The sequence below is a fragment of the Methylolobus aquaticus genome (assembly GCF_054172105.1).
Genome location: NZ_JBSYXP010000018.1, coordinates 12,769 through 24,965, shown reverse-complemented (window position 1 = coordinate 24,965; position 12,197 = coordinate 12,769). Strand labels below are relative to the sequence as shown.

15 protein-coding genes are annotated in these 12,197 nt (G+C 61.7%); 11 read left to right on the top strand and 4 right to left on the bottom strand.

Annotated features, from left to right (window positions below):
* The first annotated feature begins 1,060 nt into the window (after window positions 1-1,060).
* The gene (locus ACW73L_RS19055; protein WP_498924158.1) at window positions 1,061-1,426 is read left to right on the top strand and encodes a hypothetical protein; all 366 of its coding nucleotides are present in this window, start codon (window positions 1,061-1,063) and stop codon (window positions 1,424-1,426) included.
* The gene (locus ACW73L_RS19050) at window positions 1,423-1,767 is read left to right on the top strand and encodes a hypothetical protein (RefSeq protein ID WP_498924157.1); all 345 of its coding nucleotides are present in this window, start codon (window positions 1,423-1,425) and stop codon (window positions 1,765-1,767) included. Before ACW73L_RS19055 ends, ACW73L_RS19050 begins: the two co-directional genes overlap by 4 nt.
* Before the next feature lie 181 nt (window positions 1,768-1,948).
* Here the strand turns inward: ACW73L_RS19050 and ACW73L_RS19045 are convergent, their stop codons facing one another.
* Complete coding sequence (locus ACW73L_RS19045) at window positions 1,949-2,338, bottom strand: DUF6632 domain-containing protein (RefSeq protein WP_498924156.1); 390 nt, start codon at window positions 2,336-2,338, stop codon at window positions 1,949-1,951.
* Between the two features lie 593 nt (window positions 2,339-2,931).
* On the opposite strand from ACW73L_RS19045, the gene ACW73L_RS19040 reads away from it, so the two are divergent.
* The 7 genes from ACW73L_RS19040 (at window position 2,932) to ACW73L_RS19010 (ending at window position 7,420) form a co-directional block, all read left to right on the top strand.
* Window positions 2,932-3,678 carry an SDR family oxidoreductase gene (locus ACW73L_RS19040; RefSeq protein WP_498924155.1) on the top strand — a complete coding sequence of 249 codons (747 nt, stop codon included), beginning with the start codon at window positions 2,932-2,934 and terminating at the stop codon, window positions 3,676-3,678.
* Window positions 3,679-3,988: 310 nt separating this feature from the next.
* A complete protein-coding gene (locus ACW73L_RS19035) occupies window positions 3,989-4,243 on the top strand; it encodes a hypothetical protein (protein ID WP_498924154.1) in 255 nt (84 codons plus the stop codon).
* A gap of 1 nt (window position 4,244) precedes the next feature.
* Window positions 4,245-4,517 carry a hypothetical protein gene (locus ACW73L_RS19030; protein ID WP_498924153.1) on the top strand — a complete coding sequence of 91 codons (273 nt, stop codon included), beginning with the start codon at window positions 4,245-4,247 and terminating at the stop codon, window positions 4,515-4,517.
* A gap of 424 nt (window positions 4,518-4,941) precedes the next feature.
* The gene (locus ACW73L_RS19025; RefSeq protein ID WP_498924152.1) at window positions 4,942-5,355 is read left to right on the top strand and encodes a ketosteroid isomerase-related protein; all 414 of its coding nucleotides are present in this window, start codon (window positions 4,942-4,944) and stop codon (window positions 5,353-5,355) included.
* Window positions 5,356-5,357: 2 nt separating this feature from the next.
* On the top strand, window positions 5,358-5,966 hold the full coding sequence (locus ACW73L_RS19020; protein ID WP_498924151.1) for a GNAT family N-acetyltransferase: 609 nt from the start codon (window positions 5,358-5,360) through the stop codon (window positions 5,964-5,966).
* Window positions 5,966-6,841, top strand: a complete 876-nt coding sequence (locus ACW73L_RS19015; protein WP_498924150.1) for a carbon-nitrogen hydrolase family protein — start codon at window positions 5,966-5,968, stop codon at window positions 6,839-6,841. Before ACW73L_RS19020 ends, ACW73L_RS19015 begins: the two co-directional genes overlap by 1 nt.
* A gap of 225 nt (window positions 6,842-7,066) precedes the next feature.
* Window positions 7,067-7,420, top strand: a complete 354-nt coding sequence (locus ACW73L_RS19010; protein WP_498924149.1) for a hypothetical protein — start codon at window positions 7,067-7,069, stop codon at window positions 7,418-7,420.
* A 125-nt stretch (window positions 7,421-7,545) separates the two neighbouring features.
* Here the strand turns inward: ACW73L_RS19010 and ACW73L_RS19005 are convergent, their stop codons facing one another.
* The 3 genes from ACW73L_RS19005 to ACW73L_RS18995 form a co-directional block, all read right to left on the bottom strand.
* Window positions 7,546-7,785, bottom strand: coding sequence for a CDGSH iron-sulfur domain-containing protein (locus tag ACW73L_RS19005; RefSeq protein ID WP_498924148.1), 240 nt, complete (start codon window positions 7,783-7,785; stop codon window positions 7,546-7,548).
* 70 nt (window positions 7,786-7,855) lie between these two features.
* On the bottom strand, window positions 7,856-8,221 hold the full coding sequence (locus ACW73L_RS19000; protein WP_498924147.1) for a HopJ type III effector protein: 366 nt from the start codon (window positions 8,219-8,221) through the stop codon (window positions 7,856-7,858).
* Between the two features lie 71 nt (window positions 8,222-8,292).
* On the bottom strand, window positions 8,293-8,907 hold the full coding sequence (locus ACW73L_RS18995) for an arylesterase (protein ID WP_498924146.1): 615 nt from the start codon (window positions 8,905-8,907) through the stop codon (window positions 8,293-8,295).
* Here ACW73L_RS18995 and ACW73L_RS18990 point away from each other — a divergent pair.
* Window positions 8,906-9,631, top strand: a complete 726-nt coding sequence (locus ACW73L_RS18990) for an ABC transporter ATP-binding protein (protein WP_498924145.1) — start codon at window positions 8,906-8,908, stop codon at window positions 9,629-9,631. The genes ACW73L_RS18995 and ACW73L_RS18990 overlap by 2 nt on opposite strands.
* Window positions 9,631-12,114, top strand: coding sequence for an ABC transporter permease (locus ACW73L_RS18985; protein WP_498924144.1), 2,484 nt, complete (start codon window positions 9,631-9,633; stop codon window positions 12,112-12,114). Before ACW73L_RS18990 ends, ACW73L_RS18985 begins: the two co-directional genes overlap by 1 nt.
* Window positions 12,115-12,197 lie beyond the last annotated feature (83 nt).

Sequence of the window (12,197 nt, the reverse complement as noted above, 5' to 3'; positions counted from 1 at the left end):
GACGGCTTGTGCATCGAAGACACAACCTGCCTCAGTTGCGAGGAATAGCGCCAATTCAACCGGCAGGTTTCAAGGCCTGCGAATTGGAATGTCTGCCAGCGAAGTCAACGCGGTGTTGAGACGTAAGCCGGACAGCTAACACACATATGAGTCGGGCAAGCGGTGGATCCCATTCTATTTCGGAAGCGACGCCGTTCGACTGGAAGCTCAATACAAGGGCGAAGGCTGTCTGGTATTCCATGCCGGCTTCGGCTTTCAGAACCATGCCGTTAACTGGGCTGAGTTCTCTGGCACCTTGGCTGAGATCACAGTCGACCCGAGCACCGCCTGCTCCCAGCAGTAAAGAGTCCCGACCGAGCGGGGCCTAATTCAGTCAGGTTCCAGATCACGCGCGGAACGAGCTAAGCTCGGAAGAGAAAAGGGCCTGGATCGAATACTTCCGATAATTCTGGCGCGGAGCCTCCAAGCATCCCGATGTCCTGTCGCGCCATACCAGACCGGCCCGCACGGTGCGCCCGCCCAACCGTTTCCTCGACCCTGACGGGTCAATCAAATCGTATCATCAAGACCATTGCGCGTGGGGAAATTACCCTGCTTCCCTGCGCAACCGCGATAGCGTTGACGCGACGAGGCGCGTGTTTTACTTTCAGCTTACGTCTTTCTTCTGGCAAACGCCTTTATGCGGGTCTGTGGCAGCGATTTCGTGCGCACAGCGCACGAGACGCCTTTGCTGTAGTGTGCGCTGTGCGTACGTAACGCCCGCCCCATGCGGGGGCGGGTTCCGGAAATCGCTGCCGCCAAGATGCGCGTCAGAAACCCCTTTGGCCTTCATTCGATCATCGATATCCCAAGCCTGACTGACATGAATCATGCCATTCTGCAGGCGGTTTTCGAGCTTGCTCGACGTATAAGTCCCAGGCCGCGGTGTGAAATGAGTCTGTCACCGTAGGTGGCCGCAGTCACCCGATGGGTCGCAGCGAAGTTTCAAGGGGGGTTCCAAGTCAATCATGTGCCTGACGAGCAGTAATCTGGAAGGTTAATTCATTCATAAGGATCATCGATGGGGAAAAGACGAGAAATCGCGACAACACGACGGATGCTGCCGCTCGCAGGTAGCACCTTGCTACTCTTGGCGGGCTGTGCCTCGGCACCCGTCACCGTGGTTCCAGTACCTCCGGCAAAGTTTCAGGTTTTGGGCCACGGCAGCGGTCGCGCATGCGGCACGATGGGTTTTGCATTCATGCAATTCTTCCCGGTCGGGTTGAACGAGAGAGTAGGCAACGCCTATCAGCAAGCGCTGAACAGTGTGCCCGGCGCAACGGCATTGACGAACGTGGAGTTATCGGAAGACTGGTTTTGGTGGTTCCTCGCAACGACCCGATGCACCACCATCAAAGGTGATGGCGTGCGGGAGGTAAAGGGATGAACATCACCGTCAAGATTTCTGCCGCGCTGGCGGCCGGGTTGCTGCTGAGCGCCTGTGCCGGTCGGCCCGTAAAGTTTGCTGACGCACCCGATCTGTCGCAAGTCGACACAAACCGAGGCCGGAAGATCACGGCACAGGCGGGTGGGTTCATGCTATTCAGCGCACTTCCGCTGGGCACGAACGACCGCCAGTATCGGGCTTACGAGGAGTTGCTGACTGAAGCCGGGACCGACAAGATCGCCAACATCGCCGTCAAGGAGACCTGGTCGTACGGCTTCGTGGGCACGAGCTATTGGACCATTTTGACCGCGACGGCCTATCCGCCCAAGTCAAGGAAATAATCCAGCGCCTGGAATGAAGTTCGCGGGAATGTTGGGTCAGCTCTGACATTCCCGCGATGATTTACGTCTGGGCCCTATAAATCCATTACTAACGGACCAATCCGGCGACGCGTACCCTGTTCCGATCTCTTCGACGAAATACGGATTTCATTTCCCAATTCTGCCAAATGGGAAGCGGCTCTCATCCATATGTCCTCTCCGGTTCGCGCACTAAGCGCCATAGAACCAAGGCAAACAGCAGCAGAGCGGGCACGTCTCCTAGCAGATTTATCCGATCGGTCTCGTCCAGGATTGCGTGAATCAGCATGATGCCGCCATGGACGACACTCGACCAAATCGTAAACCAGATCAGGCTTGAATTCGCTAACGGATCCTTTGCTGCCAGGATCAGGAATACGCCCAGGGTGGCATAAACCCCGAGAATCATGTGTTCGTATTCCGGTTGGGATGGTGTCCAGCCCCAACCGGAGGGCCACACAAACATCATCATTGCCGGGAGGCCAACAGTGAACATTAAACCTATCATAATCAGGGCGATCTTGAGATATTTCAGTCTCTTGACTTCGTCCACGGCATTTTTCCTTTTGCAAATCAGGTAGTCGATGGAAAATCGTATGGCATCGAGACGGTCACCAGCATGCCGACCCGCGATCCGATTCACGGGTTGAGCATAAAGTCCTCGGAATCAACGGATCTTTCAATCCGTACCGCTACGGAGGCATCACTGGTCATCCCAGTGGTCACAGACAAAGAGATAGGCTCCAGATTGGTGGCGAGTCTCCCTACGGGCGGGATATCTGGCGTACTCAGGGCCTATTTCAGGCTTCCCGATATTGAGCGAGGATAATGAGAGCCCTTGTCTCCGGTTCGATCGGAAAAAGGCGACACAACGTGGATATTCCACGCCCCGTGACCGAGAGAAGGCTCGAGGAATGAGGCGGTAGCGCTGGCATTCCTGCCGCATCGCGTCCTTCCCAGACGAACAGCGCTTCTGCACTGCCTGCTGTTCGGAGACAATGACGCCACACCGGACGCGGTGAACACAGCGCCAGTAGTCGCGACGGTTCACCCGGCCGAACACCGACCGTGCTGGCCAACGCGGCATGTTCCTGGATGCAGCGCATCGTCGCCCCAGATCCCTTCCGAATTAAACGGAGAATCCAAATGAACCTTCCCTTTGCGGACAAGACCGTGGTCATCACCGGCGCTAGCAGCGGACTCGGAGAGGCAACGGCACGCCATCTGGCGGCGCTCGGCGCCGCTGTCGTGCTGGCCGCGCGCAGAACCGACCGTCTGGAACGTCTGGCCGCAGAGATCGAAGCATCGGGCGGCCGCGCGCTCCCCGTGCGCATGGACGTTTCCCAACGCGAGGACTCCGAGCGGGTACTCGCCGAGGCTGTCGACCGCTTCGGCCAGGTCCATGTCTGGATCAACAACGCCGGGTTGATGGCCCTCGCTCCGCTTGACAAAATGCAGGTCGACCAGTGGGATCGCATGATCGACATCAACATCAAGGGTGTGCTGTACGGGATCGCGGCCGCCCTGCCCCATATGCGCGCCAAGGGTTCGGGACACATCATCAATGTCGCGTCGGTCGCGGGACTGAAGGTGTTCGCCCCGGTCGGCACCGTGTATAGCGCCACCAAGTTCGCGGTCCGCGCGATCTCCGAAGGACTGCGTGCCGAAGCCGGGCCGAACCTGCGCGTGACGCTGATCTCACCGGGTGCCGTGGCGTCCGAGTTGCAGCACGGCACGACCGATCCCGAGACCGCCCAGTTCGTCGGAAGCTTCTATGACGCGAACGAGATTCCCGCCGATTCGGTCGCGCGGGCCATTGCCTATGCCATCGACCAACCGGCTGATGTCGATATCAACGAAATCGTGTTGCGCCCGACCATACAGGAGTTCTGACCCGGAACCGGTCCGAACCGATCGGGTTAGAGCCATGCGCTTCCGGTGATCCTCGGAACCCGGCATCGTGATCCAGTGAAGCAGTGAGAGGCCCCGCCCTATTCCTCGCGATCGATGCAGGCGCGCGCGACCAAGGCAGGCAGAGCGGTGCACCACGCGGGTCCCGTCCGGGATGTAGAATGGCACCCCGTCGATTGGGTCAGGCGGCCCGCTAAGACATCACCCGAGGCGGACGCCAAAGGCTGTCATCCGGTGCGCTCGCGAGATCTGTTCACGAAACCACGCGCCTCGGCTCTCATCAGGAATGGACATGTATCGAGCGCTTGTCTTGCTGCTCCTCATCACGCTGACCGGGTGCGGGACGCCGAGGTTCGATATCACCGAGGCACCGGCCGGCACCACTGCGGATCAACAGGCGCTGGACGTGGCGCAATGCTCGCGCAAAAACCAGGTTCACGGCCCGTGGCTGTTCGGGGTGGGCAGCGCCATTCTGTACAGCCTGCGCAAGGCGGGATACCAGGAGTGCATGAATACCCTGGGCTATGCCGTGACGGAGCACGACTGACATGAACGCCAAACTACTCGTGCTTTGCGCCTCTATCGGTCTCGGCCTGGCGGCCTGTGCCCAAACCGCCTATCAGATCACGGCCGGACCTGCGGCGCGGGATCTGTCATCGGAGACACGCGACGTCATGGAGTGCGACAGGGAAAGCCATATCAATCCGTTGGCGCGCACCCTGCTGTGCGGCGTAGGTGCAGCGATCTGCCGGGATGTCGTCGACAGCCGCTATCGGAAGTGCATGGGCGACCGCGGCTATCGTCTCAAGCCGATCGGTTAGAGGACACGCCACAGTAACTATTCTGCTGCCTCGTTGGGTAGTGGGGTGGGCCGGGATGGCGAGACCGTCTGCGGGAGGGAACCCGCAGCCGAGCCTCCAGGGACGGATTCACGGCGTGTCTCGGCCTCCCGGACCGGCCCCGCGACGGGAGCGTGAACAGTTACCACGCCACAGGCCCGTCAGTGAACCCGAGATGCACTGGGAGCGCCGTGCATCGTCCCGATTCGCTCGACCGTTCACATCATCTTCACCACCCTCCGCTGGGCGCGGCTGGTCGGGTCGACAGTTTCGGGCCGTTCCAGTATCCTTCCGCGGCTAAATCGGCGTGTTTCACGCGCGCCGGCGCCGGTTTCTCGCGCTGCCCGCGCGCCCTGCCCCGCGGCCTTCAGCGCCAGCCACTTCTTCCGTACGGAGCATGACACTGATGAGCAACAAAAAGGCCTTGTCCCTGATCCAGTCCTACTATGACGCCTTCAACGCCGGCGACATGGACACGTTCCTGAGCCTGCTGACCGACGACGTGATCCACGACGTCAACCAGGGCGGCCGCGAGATCGGCAAGGACGCGTTCCGCACCTTCATGGGCAAGATGAACGCGCACTACAAGGAACAACTGGTCGACATGGTCATCATGGCGTCCGAGGACGGCACGCGGGCCGCGGCGGAATTCATAGTGCTGGGTGAATACCTGAGCACCGACGAAGGCCTGCCGCCGGCGAACGGCCAGACCTACCGTCTGCCGGCCGGCGCATTCTTCGATATCCGCGACGGGAAGGTCGCGCGGATCACGAACTACTACAACCTCCAGGACTGGATCGCTCAGGTCGAGCGCAGCTGATCATGAGCGGCGGCATCGAGATCAAGCACCTGTCGGGCCGCGACATCGAGCCCTATCTGGGCGACATGGCGCGCCTGCGCATCGAGGTATTCCGCGAATTCCCGTACCTGTACGACGGCACCCTGGAATACGAGGAGCGCTATCTGCAGACCTACGTCGAGTCTCCGGACAGCATCCTCGTGCTGGCTATCGACGACGGACGCGTGATCGGCGCGTCGACCGGTCTGCCGATGGAACACGAGACCGAGGAATTCAAGCAGCCCTTCGTCCAGCATGGCTACGATCCGGCGCGGATTTTCTACTGTGGCGAGTCGGTGTTGCAAAGAGCCTATCGGGGCCGCGGCATCTACAAGCAGTTCTTCATCGGCCGCGAAGGCCAGGCCCGAAAGCTCGGACGATTCGATTACTGCTCCTTCTGCTGTGTCGTGCGTCCGGCGGACCACCCACTGCGTCCGGCGGATTACGCGCCGCTCGACCCGATCTGGACCAAATTCGGTTACGTGCGGCATCCTGAACTGCAGACGCGTTATGCGTGGAAGGATGTCGGCGAGCCCGAAGAGACCGACAAGCCGATGGTCTTCTGGCTGAAGGCAATCGGCGGGACTGACTGATGGCGGCAAACACGTCCATACGCATCGCGGCTGCGCAGTATGACATCGGCTTCCTGCGGAACTGGGACACCTACCGCGCGAAAGTCGAGCAGTGGGTTGCAGCCGCGGTGGCCGAGCGCGCCAAGCTGCTGGTGTTCCCCGAATACTTCAGCATGGAGCTGGCCTCCCTGTTTCCGGAGGAAGTCTACAGTTCCCTGTCGCGGCAACTGGAAGCGTTGCAGGGCCTGCTGACGGATTTCTCGACCCTGTTTTCCGAACTGGCGCGCAAGCATCAGGTCTGGATCGTGGCCGGCACATTCCCGGTCCAGCAGTCCGACGGTTCGTACCGCAACCGGTGTCATTTATTCAAACCGCAGGGCGGGTGCGATCACCAGGACAAACTGATGATGACCCGGTTCGAGAACGAACAGTGGTTCATCGGCGCCGGTGAGGAGATTCGCGTGTTCGACACCGACTTCGGGCGTGTCGGCATCAACGTGTGCTACGACAGCGAGTTCCCGATCATCGCGCGCCGCCAGGTGGAAATGGGCGCCAACCTGATTCTGGTGCCGAGTTGCACCGACACGGTTGCTGGCTATTTCCGCGTGCGCATCGGCTGCCAGGCGCGGGCGCTGGAAAACCAGTGCTATGTGGTCCAGTCGCCCACGGTCGGGGCCGCGCCCTGGTCCGAAGCGGTGGACGCCAACATCGGCGCGGCGGCGGTCTACACGCCGGTCGACTACGGCTATCCCGACAGCGGTATTCTCGTGATCGGCAATCGCAACCGGTCCGAATGGGTTTATGCGGACATCGACCTGGAGTCGATCGGCCGGATTCGCGACACCGGTCAGGTGTTCAATTACCGCGACTGGCCCAAGCAGTTCCTTCCGTCCTGATCGGCCGCGGCCTGCTGCCGTCAAACCGCTGAGTTTTAAGCCTTAAGTCTAAGGTGCGGCATATTGTCGCACAGGGTAGCTAAATGCACATAACGAGGTGACATCCCTGGTCCCTTTGTGTGTAACATCGATTGCACAAAGTCCCTGAATACTTAGGGCCCTTCGTCCGACCCGGTGCATTCAGGCGCTGGGCGGTTGTTGAACGCTCAAGTTGGAGATCGATTGATGGTAACCAAACGTACCAAGACTGAAGAAATTGTCGTAGAAGAAGCCGTGGAAGCGCCTAAGGGCCTCGTCCGCGTGATCAGCGAAGGCGCTGCGGATGCTCGCACGGCTGCGTCGAATGCCACGCAGGCAGCCGGCAAGGTGGCTCGGAAGACGATTTACTCGGGTTTCTATTACGTGACCTACGGTGTCGTCTACGGCACACTGTTCGTCGGCAGCCTCATCCCGTCGAACAATGCGATGGGAGAAGGCGTGCATGATGGCGCTGCGGCTGCGCGCAAAGACTTCGATGCGCGCGGCCAACAGGCGGAGATGTCCCCCCCGCCCGCCGACGTTTCCGCAGCGCCAGCCTGATGCTGCGGCCGGGCCATCCCACGCGCGGATGGCCCGGAATCTTCTCTATCCGTGGCGATGCCGGCCCCGTAAAACACCTACTGCCGGCATCGTACATCTACCTTCCCACAACGGCCGAATCATCGCTAAAGGCGGCTGTGCGATCCGTCGCACAACGGCGCGTTGAGGGTCGCCTTACAGCCGCAAAACCAGACCTTCTTGGGCTCCGCAACGTCGTGCCGCACGGGCGCGAAGCTCGTGCCCTTGTGTGAGCCGTCGCAAAAGGGCTGCCGCGCCGAACGCCCGCACGCACACCACCAGTAGGTGCCGGGCTCGACATCGACGGCATAGGGACTGGTCTGAGGCACTGCAGGTTGATCGGTCATGCTCGGTCTCCTTCGTTCTTCGAGGTGAGCGGTGAAGTCTGCCGCTGGGCAGCCAAGGTCAGCGGGCGGCTTACTCGGCCGCTGCTTTCGGTTCCAGCGCGATGCCCTCATGCAAGACACCGGCCCAACCATCGCGCATGAAGCGACGGATATTTGCGTGATTCGTTCCGTAGGGCGCGTTCAGGACATCCTGGCGATAGTAGTCTCCGAACAGTGCCAGGGTCTCCTGCTGGTCCAGACCGAGCAACCGACCCAGATAGAAGATCTTGCACGATCCCTCATTCGTGCCGGACTCGTTGACGATCGGGTCGTCCTTTAGCCCGTTCGTGAAGCGGCAGGGCCGATAGACGTAATGATCGTTGATCACGGCCATGACCTCATTGAACGCGACGGGCATTCCGGCCCTGACACGACAGACCAGTTCATCGGGGGTCATCCGTCACACACTCCAGCTTGATAACAAAGGGCCGCTGTCGGGACGAGGCCATAGCTTGTGGTCCGCTGTATTCATGACTTCCCCCGCCCGCCCACGAGCGGCTGTACCGCGCGCCAGACGTTGTCGAAAATCACGGGCTGCGCCGACTCATTCGGGTGCAGGCCATCGGCCTGCATGTACTGCGTCTGCCCGCCAACGCCGTCCAGCATGAACGGCACCAGCGGCACTCCGCTCTCCTTTGCCAGCACGGGAAACACGCCTTCGAAGGCCTCGGCGTAACGCCGCCCGTAATTCGGTGGCAACCGCATGCCGATCAGCACGACAGCGGCACCGGCAGCGCGCGATTGCCCGATGATTTCGTTCAAGTTAGTCTTCATCTGGGCTGGGGACAGCCCTCGTAGTCCGTCATTGGCCCCCAGTTCGACGAGCACCAGGCCGGGCTTGTGCTCGGCCAGCAGGCCCGGCAGTCGAGCCCGCCCGCCGCTCGTCGTGTCGCCGGAGATACTGGCGTTGACGACACGGTCGCCGTTGACTTCCAGCCGCTGCTGCAACAAAAAGACCCAGCCCTGGTCTACGCTGGACAGTCCATACCCGGCGCTAAGGCTGTCGCCCAACACGAGCACGGTCTGCGCTGACAACGCCCCGGAAAACAGACAGGCGAGAATGAAAGCGAGTTTATTGAACATGGAAATAGGAGTGGGTGCCGGCCAGCTTCCGGGTGAACCGAACCTGATCGAAGTCTTCGGCCTGAACAAGTGGGTGGACACCGCCGAGGGCGTCCTGACTATCTTGACAGCAGTCGATCTTGCAATCAAATCAGGCGAAAGCGTCGCCATCGTCGGCGCCTCGGGCTCGGGCAAGTCGACGCTGCTCGGCTTGTTGGCCGGTCTCGACCTGCCGTCTTCCGGCCGCATTGTTCTCGACGGCGCATCATTGACGGAGTTGTCCGAGGACGGTCGGGCCGACGTCCGCCGACGGTTGATCGGTTTCGTCTTTCAGTCCTTTCAGCTGATTCCGAGCCTCACCGCGATCGAAAATACCATGCTGCCCCTGGAACTCGCGGGGCGGCGATCGGCGCGCGAGGAAGCGCAGGCAATGCTGGGCCGCGTCGGCCTCGAACACCGTCTACGGCACTACCCGCGGCAACTCTCCGGAGGAGAACAGCAGCGCGTGGCGCTGGCACGCGCTTTCGTGACGAATCCCAAGATCCTGTTTGCCGACGAACCCACCGGGAATCTCGACCGTCGTACTGGCCAGAGCATCATCGATCTGCTCTTCCAGCTGAACAGCGAGCATCGCACGACGCTGATCCTGGTAACGCACGATGAGGCACTGGCCGGCCGCTGCGACCGGATCATCCGGCTCGATGGCGGGCAGATCGTGTCGGACGCCATCGGAGTCGCTCGATGATGACGCGCTGGCTGGCTGCGCTGCGCCTGGCCGGACGCGAACTGCGGTCCGGCGAGTTGACCATCCTCGTCGCCGCCATCGTGATCGCCGTCGCGAGCAGCACCACCGTCAATCTGCTCAGCGACCGTCTGAATCGCACCATGACCCTGCAGGCTGCCGAGTTCATCGCGGCCGATCTGGTCGTCACGGGGCACGATCCGGCGCCTGATGCATGGGCCGCCGAGGCATCGGTCAAGGGTCTGGCAAAGGCCGAGACGGTGGAATTCCCCAGCGTACTAATGGCCAACGACCAGATTCTGCTGGCAGGAATCAAGGCCGCCAGCCCCGGCTATCCGCTGCGCGGACGCCTGCGCACGACGACCCGGGGGCCTGCGGAGGAGATCGACACGGCGGACGTCCCGCGACCCGGACAGGTTTGGGTCGACCAACGCGTCTTGACCACACTTGGCCTCGGCATCGGCGCCGAGATCGAGGTCGGCGACAAGCGCCTGACCATCGACCGCATTCTGACGCGCGAGCCCGACCCGCGGGGCGACTTGTACAGCCTGGCGCCGCGCGTGCTGATGCATCTTGACGACCTGGCGGCCACGCGGGTCATCCAGCCTGGCAGCCATGTCCACCACTACGCCCTGTACAGTGGCCCGGAGGAAGCGATACTGAGCTTCAAACGCTGGCTGGAACCTCAGTTGCACCCGGGCCAGCGCATCCTGGATGTGCATGAGGATCGCCCGGAAGTCGGGAATGCGCTCAAGCGGGCCCAGCGCTATCTGGGCCTGACCACACTGGCGGTGATTCTGATCGCCGGCTGTGCGATTGCGATGAGCGTGCGCCGTTATACCGAGCGGCACTATGACCTCACGGCCATGCTCAAGTGTTTCGGGCTTTCGGCCACGGAGGTCACCACGCTTTATGCCCTGCAGTTCCTGGCGATCGGTAGCATGGCCAGCCTGTTGGGATGCGGCCTGGCCTGGCTGTTCCAGGAGGGCGCGGTCTACCTGCTGAAGGATATGCTGCCGCAGGCGCTGGTCCCCGCCAGCGGTGCGGTGATCGGGGCGGGCATCGCAACCGGAATGCTGGTACTGATGGGCTTCGCCCTGCCACCGCTGCTCCGCCTCGGCCGCTGCGCGCCGCTGCGCATACTGCGGCGCGACCTCGAGCCCGCGCCGAGCAGTGTCTGGACCGTCTACGGACTCGCCCTGGGCGCGCTCGGACTCCTGTTGTGGCAACGCACCCAAGACCTCGAACTGACCGCCCTGATCCTGGGCGGCGCGCTACTCGTAATCGCCCTGCTCGCGGGTATTGCCTGGGCCTTGCTCAGCTGCGTCGACCTGCCGGGCAACCGGCTCGGCATCGCCTGGCGGTTTGCGGCGCGCAATCTCTCCCACAACCCGGCCCTGGCGATCTCTCAGGTGCTGGTCTTCGGAGTGACGCTGATCGCCATGTTGCTGACGGTACTGGTTCGCACCGAACTGCTCGCCGAGTGGCAACGGCAACTGCCGCAGGATGCGCCGAATCATTTTGCACTGAACGTGTTCGAGACCGATGTTCCCGGTATGGCTGAGGCGCTGAAATCGGCCGGCATTCGGGCTAGTGCGTTCTACCCCATCGTTCGCGGCCGGCTGACCGCCGTCAATGGTGTCGACGTGCGCAAGCGCGGGACCAGCGACGGCACGGCCGACGCGGCGCTTAACCGCGACCTCAGCCTTACCTGGTCGGCGACCGTACCCGACGAGAACCTGATTACCGACGGGCATTGGTGGAGCGAAGACCGAACGCCGCAGGTGTCGGTCGAGGAACGGCTGGCAGGAAACCTGAAGCTGCGCCTGGGAGACCGCTTGAGCTTCAATATTGCCGGGAGCGAAATGGACGCCACGGTGACAAGTTTTCGGCGCGTTCGCTGGGATACGATGATGCCGAACTTCTTCATGATCCTGTCGCCGGGCAGCCTGGAGCGCCATCCCCACACCTACCTGACCAGTTTTTACGTGCCCTCTGACAACAAGGGTTTCCTGCTGCAGTTGACCAAGGCATTCCCGAATATCAGTCTGCTCGAAGTGGACAGGCTGCTGCAGCAGTTCCAGATGATCATCCGGCAGGTCGGCGGTGCGGTGGAATATCTGCTGCTGTTTGCGCTGACGGCCGGGTTCGTCGTGTTGTTCGCCGCCGTCCGTGCATCCTTGGATGCCCGCCTCTATCTGGACGCGGTCTGCCGGGCGCTGGGCGCACGCCAAAGCGTGCTGCGCCGTAGTCTGTGGCTGGAGTTCGGTGCGCTCGGCCTGATAGCCGGCCTGCTGGCAGCCCTGAGTGCCGATCTGGTTGCCTGGATCGTGTTCGAGCGGGTTTTCAATCTAAATCCGCACGTGCAGCCGCTGTTCTGGCTCGGCACACCACTGATCGCCGCTGTCGCCATCGGCACTGCCGGTTACTGGAATGCGCGCCGCTTTCTGCGCAAAAGCCCGATCACGGTGTTCAGGGAATTGTGACGCCGGGCTTGGAGGGAAGTTGAAGGCTGGGTGGAAGGGGACACCCACCGTACTCCCGCCGGAGATCCCGGCGGGAGTTTCGA